Annotated in this window: 20 protein-coding genes; 12 read left to right on the top strand and 8 right to left on the bottom strand. The window is 62.8% G+C overall.

Features of this window, described 5'->3' with window-relative positions:
• The first annotated feature begins 27 nt into the window (after window positions 1–27).
• The 3 genes from purF to HY36_RS17160 are packed head-to-tail and all read left to right on the top strand — an operon-like array spanning window position 28 to window position 2707.
• The gene (gene purF, locus HY36_RS17170) at window positions 28–1479 is read left to right on the top strand and encodes an amidophosphoribosyltransferase (RefSeq protein ID WP_035555604.1); all 1452 of its coding nucleotides are present in this window, start codon (window positions 28–30) and stop codon (window positions 1477–1479) included.
• A gap of 21 nt (window positions 1480–1500) precedes the next feature.
• A complete protein-coding gene (locus HY36_RS17165) occupies window positions 1501–2223 on the top strand; it encodes an SDR family NAD(P)-dependent oxidoreductase (RefSeq protein ID WP_035555602.1) in 723 nt (240 codons plus the stop codon).
• 4 nt (window positions 2224–2227) lie between these two features.
• The gene (locus HY36_RS17160) at window positions 2228–2707 is read left to right on the top strand and encodes a GNAT family N-acetyltransferase (RefSeq protein ID WP_035555599.1); all 480 of its coding nucleotides are present in this window, start codon (window positions 2228–2230) and stop codon (window positions 2705–2707) included.
• Here HY36_RS17160 and HY36_RS17155 read toward each other — a convergent pair.
• Both HY36_RS17155 and HY36_RS17150 read right to left on the bottom strand, forming a co-directional pair.
• Complete coding sequence (locus HY36_RS17155; protein WP_035555596.1) at window positions 2704–3306, bottom strand: glutathione S-transferase N-terminal domain-containing protein; 603 nt, start codon at window positions 3304–3306, stop codon at window positions 2704–2706. The genes HY36_RS17160 and HY36_RS17155 overlap by 4 nt on opposite strands.
• Window positions 3307–3317: 11 nt before the next feature.
• The gene (locus HY36_RS17150; protein WP_035555593.1) at window positions 3318–4334 is read right to left on the bottom strand and encodes a 2'-deoxycytidine 5'-triphosphate deaminase; all 1017 of its coding nucleotides are present in this window, start codon (window positions 4332–4334) and stop codon (window positions 3318–3320) included.
• 65 nt (window positions 4335–4399) lie between these two features.
• On the opposite strand from HY36_RS17150, the gene metZ reads away from it, so the two are divergent.
• Window positions 4400–5602, top strand: coding sequence for an O-succinylhomoserine sulfhydrylase (gene metZ, locus HY36_RS17145; protein ID WP_035555591.1), 1203 nt, complete (start codon window positions 4400–4402; stop codon window positions 5600–5602).
• 25 nt (window positions 5603–5627) lie between these two features.
• Window positions 5628–6044: a Co2+/Mg2+ efflux protein ApaG gene (gene apaG / locus HY36_RS17140; protein ID WP_035555589.1), complete on the top strand. Its 417-nt coding sequence runs from the start codon at window positions 5628–5630 to the stop codon at window positions 6042–6044.
• A gap of 6 nt (window positions 6045–6050) precedes the next feature.
• Here apaG and HY36_RS17135 read toward each other — a convergent pair whose 3' ends face one another.
• The 5 genes from HY36_RS17135 to HY36_RS17115 form a co-directional block, all read right to left on the bottom strand.
• Complete coding sequence (locus HY36_RS17135) at window positions 6051–6794, bottom strand: DsbA family protein (protein WP_035555586.1); 744 nt, start codon at window positions 6792–6794, stop codon at window positions 6051–6053.
• Between the two features lie 98 nt (window positions 6795–6892).
• Window positions 6893–8275 (bottom strand): M48 family metalloprotease, encoded by a 1383-nt coding sequence (locus HY36_RS17130; protein WP_035555583.1) that lies wholly within the window; start codon window positions 8273–8275, stop codon window positions 6893–6895.
• Between the two features lie 92 nt (window positions 8276–8367).
• Window positions 8368–9378 (bottom strand): ABC transporter ATP-binding protein, encoded by a 1011-nt coding sequence (locus HY36_RS17125; RefSeq protein WP_035555580.1) that lies wholly within the window; start codon window positions 9376–9378, stop codon window positions 8368–8370.
• Window positions 9375–10979 carry an ABC transporter permease gene (locus HY36_RS17120; protein ID WP_241764262.1) on the bottom strand — a complete coding sequence of 535 codons (1605 nt, stop codon included), beginning with the start codon at window positions 10977–10979 and terminating at the stop codon, window positions 9375–9377. The genes HY36_RS17125 and HY36_RS17120 overlap by 4 nt, the downstream gene beginning before the upstream one ends.
• 15 nt (window positions 10980–10994) lie before the next feature.
• A complete protein-coding gene (locus tag HY36_RS17115) occupies window positions 10995–12068 on the bottom strand; it encodes an extracellular solute-binding protein (protein WP_035555575.1) in 1074 nt (357 codons plus the stop codon).
• Between the two features lie 224 nt (window positions 12069–12292).
• Between HY36_RS17115 and HY36_RS17110 the strand changes: the two genes are divergently transcribed.
• The 7 genes from HY36_RS17110 to HY36_RS17080 all read left to right on the top strand — a co-directional run bounded on the left by HY36_RS17110 (window position 12293) and on the right by HY36_RS17080 (window position 19388).
• On the top strand, window positions 12293–12541 hold the full coding sequence (locus tag HY36_RS17110; protein ID WP_035555572.1) for a hypothetical protein: 249 nt from the start codon (window positions 12293–12295) through the stop codon (window positions 12539–12541).
• Between the two features lie 38 nt (window positions 12542–12579).
• On the top strand, window positions 12580–13737 hold the full coding sequence (thiO, locus tag HY36_RS17105) for a glycine oxidase ThiO (RefSeq protein ID WP_035555570.1): 1158 nt from the start codon (window positions 12580–12582) through the stop codon (window positions 13735–13737).
• A 143-nt stretch (window positions 13738–13880) separates the two neighbouring features.
• Window positions 13881–15461: an ABC-F family ATP-binding cassette domain-containing protein gene (locus tag HY36_RS17100; protein ID WP_035555567.1), complete on the top strand. Its 1581-nt coding sequence runs from the start codon at window positions 13881–13883 to the stop codon at window positions 15459–15461.
• A 102-nt stretch (window positions 15462–15563) separates the two neighbouring features.
• Window positions 15564–15968, top strand: coding sequence for a thiol-disulfide oxidoreductase DCC family protein (locus HY36_RS17095; protein WP_035555565.1), 405 nt, complete (start codon window positions 15564–15566; stop codon window positions 15966–15968).
• Window positions 15961–17622 (top strand): SDR family oxidoreductase, encoded by a 1662-nt coding sequence (locus HY36_RS17090; RefSeq protein WP_035555562.1) that lies wholly within the window; start codon window positions 15961–15963, stop codon window positions 17620–17622. The genes HY36_RS17095 and HY36_RS17090 overlap by 8 nt, the downstream gene beginning before the upstream one ends.
• 86 nt (window positions 17623–17708) lie before the next feature.
• Window positions 17709–18881, top strand: a complete 1173-nt coding sequence (locus HY36_RS17085; protein ID WP_206741227.1) for an acyl-CoA dehydrogenase family protein — start codon at window positions 17709–17711, stop codon at window positions 18879–18881.
• Window positions 18882–19010: 129 nt separating this feature from the next.
• On the top strand, window positions 19011–19388 hold the full coding sequence (locus HY36_RS17080) for a hypothetical protein (RefSeq protein WP_035555559.1): 378 nt from the start codon (window positions 19011–19013) through the stop codon (window positions 19386–19388).
• Between the two features lie 84 nt (window positions 19389–19472).
• On the opposite strand, the gene HY36_RS17075 is transcribed toward HY36_RS17080, so the two are convergent.
• Window positions 19473–20099 (bottom strand): sulfotransferase family protein, encoded by a 627-nt coding sequence (locus HY36_RS17075; protein WP_035555556.1) that lies wholly within the window; start codon window positions 20097–20099, stop codon window positions 19473–19475.
• Between the last annotated feature and the right edge of the window lie 99 nt (window positions 20100–20198).

Here is a 20198-nt window from a genome sequence, read left to right as displayed (position 1 = left end):
AACTGTCACTCAGGAGGTGCGTCTCAAATGGTCCTTTTCGATCATGATGACGACAAGCCCCGCGAGGAATGCGGCGTCTTCGGTATCTATGGAAATCATGAGGCCAGCCTGCTGACAGCGCTTGGTCTGCATGCCCTCCAGCATCGCGGGCAAGAAGCCTGCGGCATGATCACCTTTGACGGCAAGCGCTTCCCCTCGGAACGTCATTTGGGCATGGTAGGTGAGCATTTCGGGGGTGATCTCCGAACGCGCCTTCCGGGCCACGCCGCCATCGGTCACAACCGGTATTCCACGCAAGGCCGCACCATGTTGCGGAACGTGCAGCCGATCTTCGCGGATCTCGCCGGCGGCGGGTTCGCGGTGGCGCACAATGGCAACCTGACCAATTCCCGCAAATTGCGCCATGACCTGGTCAAGGACGGTGCGATCTTCCAGTCCACAATGGACACCGAAGTCATCCTGCACCTGGTCGCCCGCAGCACCGGCAAGAACTTCCTCGACCGGCTTGTGGACGCGCTCCAGAAAATCGAAGGCGGCTATGCGCTTGTCGGCCTGACCGGCAAGAAGCTGATCGGCGCCCGTGACCCGGTGGGCCTGCGTCCGCTGATCCTCGGCAAGCTGGGCGAGGCCTATGTGCTGGCGTCCGAAACCTGCGCGCTGGACATTATCGGCGCAGAGTTCGTGCGCGAAGTGGACAATGGCGAAATCGTCGTGATCAGCGACAAGGGTGTCGAATCCTATCGCTTCGCCGCCAAGCGCCCGACCAGCCCGTGCGTCTTCGAATATGTCTATTTCGCCCGTCCGGATTCCATCATGCAGGGCCGCTCCATCTATGAGGTGCGCCGCCGCATGGGCCATCAGCTGGCCGCGGAAACCCCGGCCGAGGCGGATGTGATCGTTCCCGTTCCGGATTCCGGCGTCCCGGCCGCGCTCGGCTTTTCCGAAGCGTCCGGCATCCCCTTCCAGATGGGCATCATCCGGAACCATTATGTCGGACGGACCTTCATCCAGCCGACCCAGACCGGTCGCCAGAGCGCCGTTTCCAAGAAGCACAGCCCGAACCGCGCCGTGCTGGAAGGCAAGCGCGTCATCCTGGTCGATGACTCCATCGTGCGTGGCAACACGTCGAAGAAGATCGTGCAAATGGTACGCGATGCCGGCGCGAAGGAAATCCATTTCCGTTCGGCCAGCCCGCCCATCGTGAACCCGGATTTCTACGGCATCGACATGGCGGCCAAATCCGAACTCTTCGCGGCGATCCACACGCACGAGGAAATGACGAATGAGCTGAAAGTCGACTCGCTCGGCTTCCTCTCCGTGCCCGGTCTCTACAAGGCCATCGGTGAGCCCGAACGCAACGCGATGCAGCCGCAATTTTCAGACCATTGCTTCACGGGTGACTATCCGACCCTGTTGGTCGACAATGAACACGCCGAGTCCGACAAGGAACGCCAGCTCTCCCTGCTGGATGATGCCTAGCGGACCTGTAAAGGCTCCAGAATGACTGACACCCCCCGTCTCATCCTCGTCACCGGCGCGTCCCGTGGCATTGGCCGCGCCGCAGCGCTGGACCTTGCCCGTCAGGGCAACATTGTCATCGCCGTTGCGCGCTCGAAAGCTGCCCTGCAGAAACTGGATGACGAGATTCGCGCGCTCGGCAGCGAAGCCGTCCTTGTGCCGATGGATTTGAAAGACACCAAAGGCATCGAGACCCTCGGCAAGGTGATTGGCGAACGCTTCGGCCGCCTTGACGGGCTGGTCGCAAATGCCGGCATTCTGGGCACGCTCGGCCCGCTGGAGACATGCGGCCCACGCAGCTTCGAGGAAACGATTGCGACGAACCTCAATGCGAATTTCCACCTGATCCGCGCCCTGTCGCCCTGGCTGCACCAGTCAGATGCGCCGCGCGCCGTGTTCGTCACGTCCAGCGTCGCGCGCCACCCGCGCGCCTTCTGGGGCCCGTATCAGGCCGCCAAGGCCGGGCTGGAAGCGCTCGTCATCGGATGGGCGGACGAAAACGAAAACATGAAGCTGCGCGCCAACATCTTCGATCCGGGCGGCACCCGTACCGGCATGCGCGCCGAGGCCATGCCAGGCGAAGACCCGATGACCCTTCCGACCCCGGAAGAGGTGGCCGCCGAAATGGTAAAGCTGGTCAGTCCGGACGAAACCCGCACCGGTGCCTGCGTGGTCTATCGCGAACTGGCCAAGGCAAAAGGCTGATCGCGTGAGCGATCCCAACTATCCTGTCCGTTCTGCCACGCTGGAAGACCTGCCTGCGCTGAAAGCCTGCGAGCAAGGCATCATTGCGGCGGAGCGCCCGTATGATCATACGCTGAAGCCCGATCCGATCAGCTATTATGATCTCGGAGAACTCGTGCAGTCAGACGACGCAGAAGTCGCGGTGATCGAAATTGACGGAAACATCATCGCCACCGGCTACGCCCACAAGCGCCCGTCAAAAGCATATGTCGCGTCAGACCATCACGCCTATCTCGGTTTCATGTTCGTCCACCCGGATCATCGCGGCAGGGGATTGAACCGTGTCCTGATTGATCATCTGACTGAATGGGCTCGCACACGCGGACTGCCGGAACTGCGTCTTGAGGTTTACAGCAATAACGCCCCCGCCCTCCGCGCCTACGAGAAAACCGGCTTCAAGCCCTACATCACCGAGATGCGGCTGAATCTGGATGAACAGTCTTAGGCGGGCGGCACGGTCAGGACAAAACTCTCGCGCCGGGAGATTTCGGAAAACCATTCCACGAGGCCCGGATGCGGCGCGCGCCAGTTCAGGTCCGGCAAGCGGAAGTCGAGATACCCAAGCGCGCAGGCATAACTGATCCGGCCAAGGTCGAAGCTCGCCTCATCCGCCTGGATGTCTTCGGCCATATCGTCCACGCCACGATGAATGGCGGAAATCCACCGCGCCTGCCAGAACTCGGATTGCTGTTCCTCCGGCCTGCGGGATTCCATGACCAGGCTCAGCGCCGCGTCCAGAATGCCATCGCCCAGCGCCTGCGCTTTCAGCACGCTCCAGCGCCGCGCGCCATCCGCCGGCAGCAATGGCTCGCCGCCCGCCTGATGGTCGAGGTATTCACAGATCACCGGACTGTCGAAGAGGTGCGTTCCATCATACAGCTCCAGCGCGGGTATCTTGCTGAGCGGATTGCCAATCCTTGTGCCCGCATTCTCCGCCATCGGATCCGCGCGTACCAACTCGACCGCATCTTGCAAGCCCTGCTCCATGATCAGCACCCGAACCTTTCGGGCATAGGGCGATGTTGCGGAGTAATAGAGCTTCATGGCGTGCGCCTTCAGATACGGAAATGCTTGGAGAGCCTGAGGCCCTGCCCCTGATAGTTGGAGCCCTTGCCCCCATAGAGCCCCTTGGGCTTTGAGGCCATGCCCTCATAGATCAGCTTGGCGACCGGCTGGCCATGCTCCAGAATGAAGGGCACATCGCGCGAGCGCACTTCCAGCACGGCGCGGCTGCCACCGTCATTCATGCCGAAGCCCGGATCGAAAAAGCCGGCATAGTGCGCGCGAAACTCGCCCAGCTCTGGTGCAATCGGCGCCATCTCGGCCGCTTCCATCGCGCCAACCTTCACGGTTTCACGACTGACAAGAATGTAGAATTCTTCCGGGTTCAGAACAATTCGGCCATCGCGTGGCCAGACTGGCTCCCAGAACTGGCTCGCCTCATGCGCCGCAAGGCCCCGCAGGTCCACGATCCCGGAATGGTGCTTGGCACGCCAGCCCACCGGCTGGTCGCCCTTCACTTCCAGGTCAATGGAAACGATTTTCTCTTTCAGGGTCTCCGGCTTCTTCCGCTTGAACCGGATCTGCGCCAGCCGGTCGCCCGGCCGCACCATGATGGGAAAGGTGCGCGGGCTGACCTCCAGATAGAGCGGCCCTGAATAGCCGGTTGGCACTTCGTCAAACGCGCGAGACCGATTGGTGACAAGGCGCGTGAACACGTCGATCCGCCCGGTGGAGCTTTTCGGATTGGCCCGCGCCGCGATGCCCGGCGGCAGGCGCAGCGATTCCATCAGCGGCACGAGATACACGCACCCCGTCTCCAGAACCGCGCCCTCCTTGGTAAGGTCGATCCGGTGCATGTGAATGCCCGGCTCCTGAAGCATTTCGGCGACGGTGCGGTCCTTCCCCGGCAGGAAGCTGGCCCTCAGTCGATAGGCATCCTCGGCCAGACGCAGATCAAGGCTGGCAGGCTGAACCTGTCCCTCGTCCAGAGGCAGGTCAAACCGGATCGCCTCCGCGCGCACCAGCGCCTCGATTTCCTGATCAGACAATACACCCGAATCGTCGGCCATCACTTGCACCCCTTACCTTCTCAGGCATAAGACGCACTTCAGGAAACACAAGGGACCAACCTGACATGGCAGACGCACCGGGCGATAACGCAAAGAAGGGCTGGAAGCCCGCCACACAAGCTGTGCGCGGCGGCCTCATGCGGTCCGAGCATGGCGAGATCTCCGAAGCCCTCTACCTGACCTCCGGGTATTCCTATGACAGCGCCGAACAGGCCATGCGCCGCATGGCGGGCGAAGAGGACGGATTCGTCTACTCCCGCTATGGCAGCCCGACTTGTGAAATGCTGCAGCAGCGCCTCGCCCTGATCGAAGGGGCCGAGACTTGCCGCGTCGCTGCGTCCGGCATGGGGGCGATTTCCACGGCCATCCTCGCCCCGCTGAAGGCAGGTGACCGCGTTGTGGCCGCCACCGCCCTGTTCGGTTCGTGCCGCTGGATCATCGCCAACCAGATGCCGAAATTTGGCATCGAGACGGTGTTCGTCGATGGCGCAGACCTTGAGGCCTGGGAACGTGAGATCGCCAAGGGCTGCCAGCTCGTGCTGATCGAAAGCCCGGCCAATCCCCTGCTGGATGGGGTCGACATCGAAGCCGTGGCCAAACTCTGCAAGGCGACCGGCGCGACGCTGGTCGTCGACAACGTATTTGCCACACCGATCCTTCAGAAACCGCTGGAGCTTGGCGCGGATGTCGTCGTCTACTCAACCACCAAGCATATGGACGGACAGGGCCGCGTCATGGGCGGAGCCATCCTGTGTGATTCTGCGCGGATGGAAGAAATCTATGATCCGTGGCTGCGCCATCTCGGCCCGGCGGCCTCACCGTTCAACGCCTGGGTCGTGCTGAAGGGGCTCGAAACGCTGAAGCTGCGCGTGGACCAGCAGACCCGCAATGCGGCGCGCCTCGCCGATGTGATCGCGGACCATCCGGCCATTGCCGCTGTGCGCTATCCACACCGCGAGGATCATCCGCACTACGAAATCCACAAGCGCCAGATGAGCGCAGGCGGAACGATGATCGCGTTCTCGCTGAAAGGCAGTCAGGCCGAAGCATTCAAATTCCTGAACGCGCTGGAGCTGGTCGATATCTGCAACAATCTCGGCGACACCAAGACCCTGGCCTGCCACCCCTCCTCCACCACACACCGCGCGCTGAGCGATGAGGAGCAGGCTTCAATGGGCCTCGACCGCAGCTGGATCCGCATGTCCGTGGGATTGGAAGATTCTGACGATCTTGTAATGGATTTGACGCGCGCCCTTAACAGTGTGTGAACGAATTGGATTGAATTTTACCTAAATGGGCAGACGGGTTCCTCCTCCACAGTATGAGCATGTAACGGATGGCGTGCGCATTCGCGTTCGCCCGAAATTCATGCACGACGAGTCAGAGCCCGCCCGCGCGCGCTTCATGTGGTCCTATACGGTCGATGTGGAGAATGAGAGCGAACAGACCTGGACCATCGTCCGGCGGCATTGGCGCATTGTCGATGCCGAGGGGCGTCGGCAGGAAGTGGATGGCGACGGCGTGATCGGCCAGACGCCGACGCTCGGCCCTGGTGAACGTTTCAGCTATACATCCGGCGCGCCGCTGGCTGCGCCCTCCGGCATCATGGGGGGCACCTATGATCTGGAAGGCGAGGATGGCCGCGTGCTGATCGCCACCATCCCCATGTTTTCCCTGGACAGCCCGTACGAAACCTCGCTGCCCTCCTGATCCGGCCTAGCCTTTCAGGCCTTCCTTGATCAGTTCGTTCACGCGGTCGCGATTGGCGCCTTCAATGAACTCATTTCCGATGAAGAAGCTTGGCGTCGCTTCCACGCCCAGCGTCCGGGCCAGCTGTTTGGAATCAGCCAGCTTGCGCTGAATATCCATCGACTTCATGTCCGCCCGCATCTTCTGGACGTTCATTCCGACGTCTTCTGCAACCTCGTCGAGCTTGGCTTCGGTCAGGTCGTTATTGTTCTTGATGTCCATCAGCGCGAGATGGAACTCAAGGTACTTGTCCTGCTTGCCTGCGGCCAGCGCGGCGAGGGAAGCTGTCTCGCTGATGCCGCCAAAGATCGGCAATTCCTTGAACACGACGCGCACATTGCCATCATACTCTTTCGGCAAGGCCTGGATCCAGTCGGTGGAGCGTTTGCACCAGCCGCAGCGATAATCGAAGAACTCGACCACGGTGATCTCAGCATCTGCCGGGCCGATCGAATAGTCGCCCGGATTGTTGTAGATCGCATCGAAATTGCTCGCGATGGCCTGTTGCGCCTCCGCTGAGGCAGCCGCTTTCTGTTTGGCTGCCAGCTTGATCAGCGCTTCCTCGATGATCTCCGGATTATCCAGAATGTACTCGCGTACGACCTGTTCCATCGCTTCGCGGTCCGCCGCGGCGGGGGCGGAATTGTCGGCGCAGGCAGTCAACGCAAGGGCGGAGCCAGCGGCCATCATCGAGGTCAGTTTGAAATTCATGCGGAATGCTTCCTGTTCACAGGTCAGAGGGATTTGCCGTCACATATACGGCGTCGGCGCGTCGCGTCCATCCGGCCTGACGCAAAGTTGATCGCTGGCTATTGGGCCGAGAATGAAAGGCGCGGCCCGCGGCGATACATGTCGCGATTGTCGGGATTGTTGGCGTCTGTCACCAGCAGGATGTCGTCTGCGCGGCGATAGTCCGGCGTGCCCGGCTCCAGGCTTTGCACGGCGAAGTGCGCAAACCGGTTGGCACGCACAATATCTCCTACCGCATAGGCAGACTCCGCCGTTGCCAGCTGCGCGTCGGCGCGGCGCCCCTGCTTTTCGTAGGTGATGGCCAATTGGGCCCAGGCGAACGCATTGTTCGGCTCTGCCAGCAGTGCATCGCGCAACGCCTTTTCCGCAGTGTCCACATCGCCCGGCTCATCCCGTGCGTTCAGGGAGCGCGCCAGATTGATGAGCAGCAGCGGCTGGCCCGGCTTCAGCTCCAGCGAGCGGGCATGAGGCGCAACAGATTCTGCAGCCCGGCCACTCTCGAACAGTATCTGGCCTTTCAGCTCCCAGTAATAAGGGTTCTCGGGGTCTTCCTCGACCAGTGTTTCGACCTGTTCCAGCGCGCGATTGATGTCAGACGCCTGCATTGCCGCGATGGCACGGGCATAGCGCGCAGGCTGGCTCTGGTCGCTGGCGGGATACTCCCGCGCCACCTTGTTCGGCGTGTCCAGAAAGCCGATCAGCTTGGCGCGCATCATCTCATACTGGCGCTGCTCAACATCCGTCGGCGGCAAATCCATCAAGCCGGTTTCCTCGGCCAGCATCCGCACATTGCGGATACGGTCAGAGGCCAACGGGTGCGCCCTAAAATATGGATAGCGACGCGCGCTGGACAGCACTTCCTGATAACGGAAATTCTCGAAGAATTCGACGATGCCGCGCGGTGACTGGCCCAGCTGGGTCAGGTATTCCACTGCGGCGGCATCCGCCATCGCCTCTTCAGAACGCGTATGCGTGAAGAAGTTCAGCGCCGCGAATTGCTGCGACGATCCGATCAGCGCTGCACCTGCACCGCCCTCTCCGGCGGCCATTGCCAGAATACCGAGGCCGATGGAAAGCAGCGCCGGACGCATCGCCACGCCAGCAGCGCGCGACCGGCTGACCGAGTGGCCACAGGCGATGTGACACGTCTCATGACCGATCACGCCCTTGATCTGCAGCGAGGAATCCGCCGCGATGATCAGGCCGGTGTGGATATGAATGTTCTGGCCATTCGCCACAAAGGCGTTCAGCGACGGGTCATTGATCAGGTAAAGGCCAACATCATTCGGCTGCAGTCCCGCAACCTCCAGGATCGGATCGGTCCAGTCCCGCAAGGTTTCCTCGATCTCCGCATCGCGGATCAGGCTTTGCGCCGTTGCACTCGCAGCCATCAAGGCGGCCAGGGCAGCCGTTGCAGCCAGTTTCAGGATATTCCGCGCCATTCAGAGCGCCTCCTGTTGATTACATCTACATCCCTGATTTTATGGGACGCATATCCGGATGGCGAGGGATTCCTCGCACTCTAACGGAAATGTCAGGAATCTGCTGACTGGAAGATGAATGTCAATGCGGGGTCCAGCCGGATGCCGATCTCTGCACCAGCCTTCGGCGCTGTCATCCGCGGCACCAGCGCGACCAGCTCCTGTCCCGCACAATCCAGCAGCAATCGGCAGAGCGGCCCGGTCAGCTGGCTGGTCACCACCGTCGCCCGCACAGGCGAGGTTTCGTCCTGAACGACGCCCTCGGGCCTTACGACCAGTTCCGATCCGGCGGGCACGGCCTGCCCCGTCAGGCCCGCAGGCATATCCGGCCCGGAGATGCGACTGACCGGCCCCAGCGCAGCCGCAATCGCGGCGCTGTCCGGTTTCAGGTAAACATCACGCGCCAACCCCTGCTGCAACAGGCGCCCGCCTTGCAGAATGGCAATCGCATCGGAGCTTTCCAGCGCCTCGGTCGGGTCATGCGTCACCAGAAGGGCCGGAATGCCAGCTTCCCGAATGGCTGCCAGCGCCGTGTCGCGTACGCTGCCCCGCAGGGCCGGGTCGAGGCCGGAGAACGGCTCGTCCATCAGGATCGCTGCAGGCTCAGGTGCCAGCGCGCGGGCAATGGCGACGCGCTGCTGCTCCCCGCCGGACAATTCATGCGGATAGGCATCGGCCCGGCCCGTAAGGCCCAGACGCGCCAGCCACTCCGCTGCGATCGTTCTGGCCGCTGCCTTGCCACGGGATTTCAGACCAAAGGCCACATTCTGCGCCGCCGTCAGATGCGGGAACAGAGCGAAATCCTGAAAGATCAGCCCGATGCGGCGCTTCTCGGCCGGCACGGTCTTTCCGGGCGCAGACAACATCTGGTCCCCAAGTCGGATCTCGCCCTCGTCCAGAGGCTCGAGACCGGCAAACAGGCGCAATAGCGTGGACTTGCCCGCGCCCGATCCGCCGAGCAATGCCGTGATCTTTCCCGGCTCCAGATCGAGGCTCACGCCGTTTACAACCGTGGACACGCCATAGCGGCGGGAAACGTTCCGGGCCGTCAGGTGCACGCTCATTCCGCATCCCCCGGACGCGAACGGCTCAGCCGCCAAGACAACAGGATCACGGGCAACAGGCCCGCCAGCGTGATCAGCAGCGAGGGCAGCGCCGCCGCCGCCAGCCGCTCATCCGTGGCATAGGCGTTCGCCCGCACGGACAGGGTATCCCAATTGAACGGCCGCAACATCAAGGTCGCGGGCAGCTCTTTCAGGGACTCAACAAACAGGATCAGCGCACCAGCCATGGCGCCTGATAGCGCGACCGGCAGGTCAACGGAAACCGCCCGGCGCAGCGGCGATGCGCCGAGACTCTCTGCAGCATAGCCCATTGAGGCGGGTGCCCGGCCCAGCGCGGCCACCATTGGTTCGGCGCCAGAAGTGGTGAACCTGCTGGCATAGACCCAAGCCAGCGCAAAAATCGCCCCTGCCCCGGTCAGCGTCAGGCCCAATTGCCCCATCACGATCAGCGCGCCGAGTGCCAGAACCGCGCCCGGAATGGCATAGCCGGTCGACGCCATCAGCCGGGCAAATCCTGCGACCAGGCCGCTCTGGCGAACGGTCAGTGCAATCACCAACGCCAGCACGAAGGCCAGCGCCGCGCCAGAGCCTGCCAGGATCAACGTGTTGAAAAGTGCCCGCCCGATGGGCGCGATGCTGTCGCGGGATTCCATCACCAACCAGACAAGTCGCGACACAGGCAGAACAAAAGCGACAAGGAAGATCAGGCCGCACAAGGCGCTTGCCGCCAAACCCGCGCCGAGCGGCAACCGCGCGCGGGACACTGTGCGCCAACGCGTTGAGCTCTGCTGGCTGCCCGCCCGGCCGCGTGTGTAGCGCTCGGCAAGGATCAGCCCGATCACGATGGCCACAAGCACCAGCGCCAGTCGCGCCGCCGCGGCCGGTTCGCCGAAGCTCTGCCAGGCCCGCACGATGCCGAAGGTCAGCGTCGGCACGCCCAGATACTCTGCCGCGCCATAATCCGCCGCGGCCTCCATCAGGGCGAGCGCGAGACCGGCAGCGATGGCCGGGCGCGCGGCTGGCAGGGCAACCTGCCAGAAACGCCGGAAGCTGCTGGCGCCCAGGCTGCGTGCAGCTTCGAGTGCGCAGACCGATTGCGAGACAAAGGCGGCCCGCGCCGTGAGATAGACATAAGGATACAAGGCACAGGTCAGCACGAAGGCAAGCCCCGGCAGGTTGCGCATATCCGGAAACCAATAGTCCCGCGCCGACAAGCCCGTCACATCCCGGATGGCGACCTGAAACGGCCCCATCAGGCCCATAAGATCTGCATAGGCATAGGCCAGCACATAACCCGGCGCAGCCAGGGGAAGGATGAGCAACCATTCGAACACGCCGCGCCCCGGAAACTGGTACATGGTCACCAGCCAGGCCGCCGGAACAGCCGTGATCAGGATCATGATCCCCGTCAGGGCCAGCATGCCGAGCGTGCCGCCGGTATAGCCGACCAACAGCGTGTCGCGGATATGGCTCCACGCATCGCCGCCACCATTCACCAGTCCGGCAATCAGCGTCACGAAGACCGGCACCGCAATGATCAGGCCCGCCATCAAGGCGGGCCCGTCAACGCTTCTGAACCGAAAGCTTCGAATGTCGCTCAAACTGGTCAAATGAAATCAGTTCCAGCCAGCCCGGTCATAAATGGCTTGTGCCCGTGCCTGATTTTCCCCCAGCGTATTGAGCGGGAAGACACTTTCCTTGAAGTCTGACGGCAAGCGCTCAAGACCGACCGGCATCTCTGCGCCCTCGACCAGCGGGATCTCCTTGGTCTCTGTGGTCAGCAGGAACTGCCCCTCTTCCCCGGACAGCCATTCGATGAACTGGATCGCCGCTTCCTTATGCGGCGCATTGGCGGCAACGCCTGCGCCCGTCACGTTCACGTGCGTGCCCCAGCTATCCTGCTGCGGGAAGGACAACATGGTCTTTTCTACCGTGTTGCGCTGGGTGTCGGAGCCTTGGGTCATACGCACCCAATAATAGTGATTGACGAGCGCGACGGAACACTGACCTGCAGCAATTGCCTCGATCTGGGTTGTGTCACCGCCTTGCGGCTGGCGGGCGAAATTCGCCACAACGCTGCGCGCCCAGGCCGCCGCTGTTTCCTCGCCCAGCCGGTCTACCAGCTCGCCCATCAGGGAGAGATTGTAAATGTTCGTGCTGGAACGCATGCAGACCTCGCCTTCAAAGGCCGCACTCGCAAGGTCGGCATATTCGTCTACTTGGTCGGGCTGAACACGGTCCGGATCGTAAACGATCACGCGCAAGCGCTTGGCGAGGCCGAACCAGTGCCCCTCCGGATCACGGAAATGCTCTGGAATGCGCTCGGACAGCACATCCGAATCCACCGGCTGCATCAGGCCTGCGTCCATGAACCGGTAGAGTGTGCCAGCATCGGACGAAAGAATGACGTCCGCGGGACTGTTGTCCCCCTCATTCTTCATCGCCTCAAGCAATTCGGCCGTACCGGATTCGCGGAATCGGACGCGAATGCCGGTCTCCTCCTCGAATTTCCGGTACATCTCCTTGTCGGAATCATAGTGCCGCGCCGAATATACATTCAGCACGCCCGCAGGCTCTGCCGGCGCAGTGGCCTCTGGCGCAACCGCTGCAGGTTCGGACGGTTCTTCAGTCGGCCCGCCACACGCAGCAACAAACGCGACGGCAGCAGCCAGAGGTGTATACCATTTCATGGAACCTACTTTCCTTCTCGAGCATTGATGGTCCGTTGAAACACACTTGAGAATGGATCGCAACAAAGAGATGCGCGACCTTTTTGCCCGAATTTTGCACATCTGAACGGAAAATCCGAAAGAGTCTCAAAACGGCTATGCTGCGCCGCAATATTTGAGGTAGAAGGGTTTAATACAAACAAACTCCACTTTTGTGGATATAAAGCCTGACGGTTGGGGAAAAAATGAACGACATTGTCTTGGATCTGGACTTGGGATCGCCTGAAGAAGACGCCCTTTTGTCTATCGTGCTGGACTCCTTCATTACCGAACAACTTTCTCACGATCTGGACGAAGCGCCTCAGATGATGGTGCGCACGGCATTCCGCCCCAGCGGACAGATGTGCAAGGAAGTCGTCTTCCAGAGCCGCAAATGGGCAGACGCCTTCAAATCCTACTGGGAAGTCCAGAAAATGCAGGCCAACGCGGCCTGAGCATTCATTTCTGCAATTCTATCGCCTAGATAGCGCGCATGACCTGCGCCGCTGCCAATTCCTCACATCCCCGCATTGCCATTGCAGGCGCAGGCATCATCGGGCTGAGCTGCGCGCTGGAACTTGCCCGGCGCGGCGCATCCGTCACCCTGTTTGATCCGAACCCGCCCGGACGCGGCGCCAGCTGGGCCGCCGCCGGCATGATCGCCCCGGCCTTCGAAGCGGCCAGCGAAGAGGGCGTTCATCCGCGCCTGTTCGATCTTTGCCTTGAAAGCGCAGGTCTCTGGCCGGATTTCGCCGAGCAGCTGGAACGCGAGAGCGGCCAGTCCGTCGGCTATGCGCCCGGCCCTTCCCTCGCTGTCGCCGCAGATGAGGCCACGGCCAAACATCTGGACGGCATTCTGGAAACGCTTCAGGCCCGCGCCCTGCCCGGCGACCGGTTGGACATCGCCGCCGCCCGCGCCATCGAGCCTGCCCTCTCCCCGGATTTGTGCGGTGCCCTGCGGCTCCAGACCGATGGCCATGTGAACAATCGCGCCGTCGTGTCTGCGCTGATCTGCGTCTGCGAGCGCCACCCCGCGATCACACTTGAGAACGCCGCCGCGCCGCTCCACTCCACCGGCAGCACACTGGCCATCGACGGCCATGACCTGTTGCTCGTCACCGCCGGCTGGCAGAGCGCTGCGCTGAAGGTGAGCGAACACGGCAAACAATTCAGCCTCGTGAATTGGGAAACCGCGCTGGACGAGATCGACACGTTTGGCGGGCAGATGCTGTCCGTAGAACGTCGCGCCGACCATCCTGACACGACGCTGCGCGCCGGGCCGATCTATATGGTGCCGCGTGGCCGTGAACTGGTCATTGGCGCCACGATGGAGCCGGGCCGCACTACGGGCATGCCGAACACGGATGATATTGCCGCGCTCCTGTCGCGCGCGGCGACCATCGTGCCCTCGCTGGCCGATGCGCGGATCGCCTCGACCTGGTCCGGCGTTCGCCCCGGTACGCCAGACCTCGCCCCCTTCCTCGGCCGCACGCGCCAGCCGAACATGTTTGTTGCCGCAGGCCACTATCGCAATGGCATCCTGCTCACCCCGATCACCGCCCGCATCATCGCAGACCTGATGCTGGGGGAGACCGCAAATCCCCTCGCAGACGCATTCGCGCCAAACCGGAAATTGCCCGCGCAGGCCTGATTTCCCTTGAACTGCGCGGCGGAATGCGTATGTAGACGCCTCGATCCGCAGAGACACCATCCCGAGATAATTGGAGGCCAGAGACATGGATTACGCAAAGCCCACCGCTTCGCTCTCCCTTTCCATGATGATCCGGCCTGCCCATGTCTTCTCTTCTCACACTCGATTCCCTTTCCCTCACCACGCCTGACGGCACGCCGCTCTTTGACGGGCTGAACCTGTCGCTCGGCCGCGAACGCATTGGCCTTGTCGGGCGCAATAGCTGTGGCAAGTCCACACTGCTGCGCGCGATTGCCGGCGAGGTCACGCCCGCGCGCGGCACGCTGTCCGTACACGCCCGGCTGGGCCGTCTTGCCCAGATTGCCGATGAGTCGCTGACCCTCAGCGAAACCCTCGGGGTGGCAGAAGACCTTGCCCGGCTCGCGCGTCTGGCGGCGGGCGATGGCACACTGGAAGATGCTGAGCTGGCCGACTGGACGCTGGAAGCCCGGCTGGAAGAGACCCTCGCCTCCACCGGCCTGCGCGATATGCCGCTTGATACCCCCATGTCACAGCTCAGCGGCGGCGAACGCACACGCGTGATGATCGCCCGCCTGCTTCTGGAACAGCCGGACATCCTGCTGCTGGACGAACCCACGAACAATCTCGATACGGACGGGCGGCGCGCCATCGCCGACCTGCTCGCCCACTGGCGCGGCGGCGCACTCATCGCCAGTCATGACCGGGACCTGCTGGAACAGGTCGACCGGATCGTGGAACTGACCCCCATCGGCGTCACGATCTTCGGTGGGGGCTGGAGCGCCTTTCGCGAAGCGCGCGACGCAGCCCGCGCCCAGGCCGAGGCAGACCTCACCCGCTCCGCCAGCGCCCTCAAGCGTGCCGAGGCAGACGCTCAACGCGCCCGCGAGAAACAGGACCGGCGGGAAAAGATGGGCCGGGCGACCCGCGCGCGCGGATCCCAGCCAAAGCTCGTGCTGAATGCCCGCGCCGAACGCGCCGAACACACATCTGCCCGCGGCGACCACCTCGCCGGACGCTTGATTGGCGACGCCGCAGACAGTTTCGAGGCCGCCCGCGCAAAGGTCGAGATCACCGCGCCCATCTCGATGGATGTGCCACACGTCGACCTGCCCAATTCGAAAGACATTCTCCGCTTAAAGGACGCCGTCGCCGCCTTCGAAGATCGCCACCTGTTCGGCCCGCTCTCGTTTGAGCTGCGCGGCCCCCGGCGCGTCGCCATCTCCGGCCCCAATGGCTCGGGCAAGTCCACGCTGATGCGGATGATCCTCGGCGAAATCCCCCCCGTCTCCGGCACGGTCGAGACGCTGACGCCGCGCATCGCCCGGCTGGACCAGCATGTCAGCCTTCTGCCGCGGGAAGGCTCCATCCTCGATGCGCTCCACGCCGTGCAGCCGCATCTCAGCCGCAACGCGGCCCATGCCGCGCTCGCCCGCTTTGCCTTCCGCAACGAGGCGGCGCACCAGCCTGTGGCGACGCTTAGCGGCGGCGAACGCCTGCGCGCGGGCCTCGCCGCCATCTTCGCCGCGCCCCAGCCGCCCGAACTCCTCCTGCTGGACGAGCCGACCAACCATCTCGACATGGCCACGATCGAAACCCTCGAAGCCGCCCTCAACGCCTATACCGGCGCCCTCCTCGTCATCAGCCACGACCCCGCCTTCCTGGCGGCCATCGGCATCACGGACCACATTGCGCTCGATTGCTAGAAAGACCCGAATTTCAGACAAAGCGACGCACGCTCCCGACAGGCATGGCCAATTGCCGAAATCAACATTAGATTGATAGCGTTCCTCACGGAGAGAGCCCGGATGACCGATGTTGCGCCACAAGATCTCATCGTTTTCGACGGATATTGCGTTTTCTGTTCGGGCTTCGCACATTTCATGACGCGAAATGACAAGCTCGGACGTTTCCGATTTGTTACAGCTCACTCTCAGACCGGGCAGAACCTCTATCGCAAATACGGTCTCTGTCCGGAAGAGATGGAAACAAACATCGTGATAGTCGATGGCAGCGCATACACTCACATGCGCGCCTTCACAGCCGCTATGAGCGCACTCGGCTGGCCGTGGCGCGCCGCCCGCATTTTGAATTTCTTGCCCGACGGATTCAGCAAGTCGCCCTATCTGCTGATCGCCCGCAACCGGTACAAGCTGGGAAGGCGCACATGCCCTATGCCTTCGCCCGAACTGAAGGCCCGGCTAATTGAGTAAGTGTGTTCTCATCCTGGGTGGATATGGCGTATTCGGAGGAAAACTGGCAAAGGCGCTCTCTGCCGACCCGCGGTTTGAGGTGATCGTCGCAGGCCGGAGCTTTTCGAAGGCTAGCGCTTTTTGCACGGGCACCCCCTGCCGCCCCGCTCAGCTGGACACGCACACGAACGATTTCGCTGACCGGCTTGCCGCCGAGGCCCCTTTCATCGTCGTAGACGCCTCAGGTCCGTTTCAGCGTCGCTGCGATGATCGCTACCCAATCGCACGGGCCGCGTTGGCGGCTGGTGCCCATTACCTCGACTTGTCCGACGACGGAGACTTCACAGCCAATATCTCGATCTTGAACGATCAGGCACGCGAGAAAGCCCTTACTGTCCTGTCGGGCGTATCCAGCGTACCGGCCCTGTCGTCCGCCGCGGTCACGCGGTTGAATTCGGGGATTGAGCAGATTGACCATATTGAAAGCGTCATCCTACCCGGCAATCGCGCCCCCCGCGGTTTGTCGGTCATCCGGGCGATCGCCGGACAGGCCGGGCGCCCAATGCGTATCTGGCAGGCCGGGCAATGGAAAGAGGTTACCGGATGGGGAGACATCACGACCCTGACTCTTTCCCTTCCCGGCGCGCCAACGCTCCGCCGCCGATGGGCCAGCCTGATTGGCGCGCCAGACCTTCAGCTTTTCCCCGCTCATTTCAATGCGCGATCCGTCAGCTTTCGCGCCGGTCTCGACCTGAAACTGATGCATGGCGGGCTCAGCCTTCTCTCACAGCCGGTACGCTGGAAATGGCTGCCCAGCCTGGCGCCGCTCGCCCGGCCGCTGAAATGGGTGGCCGACCGGCTGGAACCGTTCGGGTCGTCGACCGGAGGCATGCGCGTCTCGGTTACGGGCCTAAATGCGAGGCGAGAACCCATTGCGCGTGACTGGACACTGATCGTGGAGGGTGGCGACGGCCCTGCCATTCCGGCCATCCCTGCTGAAATCCTCTGCCGCAAGATCGCCAGCGGAGAAATCGCGCCGGGTGCGCGCCCCTGCCTCGATGAGTTCACCCTGGACGAAGCCGAACATGCCCTGGGTCGACTGCGCGTAACGACGGGACAGACGGAGCGCCCCGCTCCCTTCCTCTTTACGACAATTCTCGGCGACCAATTCAAGCGCCTCCCACCCCCGATCCAACAGCTCCACGCGGTCAGTCACGCCCGGCGCTGGACAGGCCGCGCAAGTATTGTTCGGGGCACCAGCCTGCTGTCGCGCCTTGCAGGGGCCATTGCCGGCTTTCCTCCGGCCGGCAATGATGTCCCCGTCACGGTCAGCATGACCCGCAACGGCGAGGCGGAAACCTGGCAACGAACCTTTGGAACGCACACTTTCCGATCCCAACTGTCTGCCGCATCCCCACCCGGCAGCGGCCGCATGCGCGAGCGCTTTGGCCTGCTCAGCTTCACCATCGCACTCGGCGCCAGGGACACGCAACTCGCCTACCCCGTCACATCAGCCCGCATGCTGGGCGTACCATTGCCCGGTTTCCTGCGCCCGCGCAGCAGCACGCGTGAAACCGTCGACGCTAAGGGCCGCCCCTGCTTCGACGTACGCATCGACCTGCCGCTTGGCGGCCATATTGCAACCTATACAGGCTGGCTGGAGCCGGACGACTGACCACATTGCGCTCGACTGACGCAGGGCCATCGCTGGACGGGCCTGCCTGCCCGGCTTAAGTCTGGGCGACAGGAGGATACCGTCACATGCACCAGATCGCGCCGATGAGTGAAGATCAGGCCGCCATCAAGGCCGCCGTCGAAAAAACGCTCGAACCCTTTGGGGACGAGTATTGGGCGAAGACCGACGAGACCGGCAACTGGCCGGAGGAATTCTGCGACGCCATGGCCGCGGGTGGCTGGCTGGGCATTGCCTTTCCCGAAGAATATGGCGGCGCGGGCCTCGGCCTGACCGAAGCGGCGCTGATGATGCAAACCGTCACGCGCACCGGCGCGGGCTATTCCGGCGCCTCGGCCATCCACCTCAACATTTTCGGGCCGAAGCCGCTGGAGCGGTTCGGCAATCCGGAACAGAAGCGCGAAAACCTGCCCAAGATCATCTCCGGCGAAGAGAAAATGTGCTTTGCCGTGACCGAGCCGAATTCCGGCCTCGACACGTCCAGCCTGGAGACCAAGGCCGAGCGCACGAACACCGGCTACACAATCAATGGCCGCAAGATCTGGACGACCGGGGCCCAGCGCGCCGACAAGATCCTGATCATCGCGCGCACCACGCCCAAGGACCAGTGCGCCAAGCCGTATCTCGGCCTCTCCCTGTTCTACACAGACCTCGACCCGAACAAGATCGAGCGCCAGCCGATCCCGAAAATGGGCCGCAAGGCGGTGGAGTGCAACATGCTCTACATTGACGGTCTGGAAGTGCCGAAAGACCACCTCATCGGCGAGGAAGGCGAAGGCTTCAAATACCTGCTTCAGGGCCTGAACCCTGAGCGCGTCCTGTTCGCCGTGGAATCCATCGGCCTCGGCTTTGCGGCGCTGGAACGCGCGGCGACCTATGCGAAAGAGCGCGTCGTCTTTGGCCGTCCGATTGGGCAGAACCAGGGCATCCAGCATCCACTGGCCAAGGCATGGGCCGAACTGTCGGCCGCCGAAATGCTCGCCTACAAGGCCGCCGGTCTCTATGATGCCGGGCAGGATTGCGGGGCCGAAGCGAACGCCGCGAAATACCTTGGCACCGAAGCCGGCTTCCGCGCCTGCGAGACCGCCGTGCTGACGCATGGCGGCATGGGCTATGCCAAGGAGTACCATGTCGAGCGTATGATGCGCGAAGCCATGCTCGCCCGCATCGCCCCGGTCAGCCGCGAAATGATCCTCAACTTCATCGCCGAACGCGTCCTCGGCCTGCCGAAGAGTTACTGATTGATCCGGGGACACCATCCGGCCTCTCCCCGGCCCTGAACATAGAAAACCCCTGATCTGCCCGGCAGGTCAGGGGTTTTTCTTTGTCCCGTATCCGACAGGCCCTCGCGCTGTGGCAGGCTAAGCGGCATGGACTCGCTGTTTCGCCCCCTTGCAACACCGCTGCCGGCGCATCTGGAACCCTACCGGTTCTGGATCTGGCTGCAGATCGTGATGATCCGCGCCTATGTGCGTGCGGTGCGCGGCAAGGGCGTGCTGTTCAGCATGCTGATCGACCGGCGCGGCAATGTCTATCTCAACTGGATCGAGAAGGACCCGGAGGACCTGACGCCCGATCCGTTCAGCTTCACTCCCTCCAAAGCCTATCAAGCCGCCCTCTCCGGCCCCGAGCCCGCTCATCCCGGCGAAAGCCGGGACCTCCCGCAAATCGCCGCGCCCTCTCCGCGCTGCATCGCGTACATCCCGCGTGTCTTCACGCAGGGCCCCTTGCCCTTGCCGGACACCTGACCGTGCTTCCCATCTCCAGAAAACCCAACCCAAGACCCAAGCGCCCTCACAGGCGTCGCACGTGCGGGTGGCACGCTCGTCTCCCTACAGATCGTCGGCCTTCTTCATGTGTTCGAAGAATTCTTCCTTTGTGTTGGTCCGCGGATAAGGCTCATCCGGGACCGGCACATCGAGGAAGGCGCACAGGGGCGCCCAACCATCCTTGGCCGAATGCACCAGAAGGCGCTCGGTCGGAATGGCGGTCTTCACCGCGGCCTCATGCGCCTCGAAGGCGGCGATGATGCCATCCCGGTCGCGGGCACCGCCCAGGCTGCGCTCCAGCACTTTGGAGACCATCCTGAACCATTCCACCGCGGGCGGCGGCCAGGACGCCTCATCCCAGACCGTGGCCAGGATGGTTTCGGAAATACTGTTGTACCAGCTCTCGGCTGAGCGCGAGGAAAGGATCACTTTGGCGTCCGGATACGCGGCGGCGAGCTCCTGCCAGAAGGCGGCGGTCGGCCAGTCCACCGCCGCGCCATAGCCGGCATAGATCGCCTCGAAATCCGCGCGCCCGGCCAGCGCCTCATTCCAGAGCGGCACCTGCGCATCGCCATTCTCGATCACCTCGATCATGTGGTGGCAAGGCCCGAATCCCAATTGTTCCAGAGCCAGCTTCAAGGACATTGTGCCCGTTCGGCCAAATCCTGCGCTGAAAACCGATAGTGTCATACTGTCCCCTCCCAACTGCCAGAATTGCAGTATGGAGACCGAATTATCACACCCGGCAGGGAGTTGACAGAAGAATCGGAAACGTCCGTTGCAGGCGGG

The organism is Hyphomonas atlantica corrig., from assembly GCF_000682715.1.
In the GTDB taxonomy this organism is placed as follows: domain Bacteria; phylum Pseudomonadota; class Alphaproteobacteria; order Caulobacterales; family Hyphomonadaceae; genus Hyphomonas; species Hyphomonas atlantica.
The sequence above is the reverse complement of the archived record's forward strand: the minus strand, read 5'-3'. Positions and strand labels throughout refer to the sequence as shown.

Coding starts and splice junctions, on each gene's coding strand:
- purF (WP_035555604.1), top strand. CDS start 28: ATGGTCCTTTTCGATCATGATGACGACAAGCCCCGCGAGGAATGCGGC.
- HY36_RS17165 (WP_035555602.1), top strand. CDS start 1,501: ATGACTGACACCCCCCGTCTCATCCTCGTCACCGGCGCGTCCCGTGGC.
- HY36_RS17155 (WP_035555596.1), bottom strand. CDS start 3,306: ATGAAGCTCTATTACTCCGCAACATCGCCCTATGCCCGAAAGGTTCGG.
- HY36_RS17150 (WP_035555593.1), bottom strand. CDS start 4,334: ATGGCCGACGATTCGGGTGTATTGTCTGATCAGGAAATCGAGGCGCTG.
- metZ (WP_035555591.1), top strand. CDS start 4,400: ATGGCAGACGCACCGGGCGATAACGCAAAGAAGGGCTGGAAGCCCGCC.
- apaG (WP_035555589.1), top strand. CDS start 5,628: ATGGGCAGACGGGTTCCTCCTCCACAGTATGAGCATGTAACGGATGGC.
- HY36_RS17135 (WP_035555586.1), bottom strand. CDS start 6,794: ATGAATTTCAAACTGACCTCGATGATGGCCGCTGGCTCCGCCCTTGCG.
- HY36_RS17130 (WP_035555583.1), bottom strand. CDS start 8,275: ATGGCGCGGAATATCCTGAAACTGGCTGCAACGGCTGCCCTGGCCGCC.
- HY36_RS17125 (WP_035555580.1), bottom strand. CDS start 9,378: ATGAGCGTGCACCTGACGGCCCGGAACGTTTCCCGCCGCTATGGCGTG.
- HY36_RS17115 (WP_035555575.1), bottom strand. CDS start 12,068: ATGAAATGGTATACACCTCTGGCTGCTGCCGTCGCGTTTGTTGCTGCG.
- HY36_RS17110 (WP_035555572.1), top strand. CDS start 12,293: ATGAACGACATTGTCTTGGATCTGGACTTGGGATCGCCTGAAGAAGAC.
- thiO (WP_035555570.1), top strand. CDS start 12,580: ATGACCTGCGCCGCTGCCAATTCCTCACATCCCCGCATTGCCATTGCA.
- HY36_RS17100 (WP_035555567.1), top strand. CDS start 13,881: ATGTCTTCTCTTCTCACACTCGATTCCCTTTCCCTCACCACGCCTGAC.
- HY36_RS17095 (WP_035555565.1), top strand. CDS start 15,564: ATGACCGATGTTGCGCCACAAGATCTCATCGTTTTCGACGGATATTGC.
- HY36_RS17085 (WP_206741227.1), top strand. CDS start 17,709: ATGCACCAGATCGCGCCGATGAGTGAAGATCAGGCCGCCATCAAGGCC.
- HY36_RS17080 (WP_035555559.1), top strand. CDS start 19,011: ATGGACTCGCTGTTTCGCCCCCTTGCAACACCGCTGCCGGCGCATCTG.
- HY36_RS17075 (WP_035555556.1), bottom strand. CDS start 20,099: ATGACACTATCGGTTTTCAGCGCAGGATTTGGCCGAACGGGCACAATG.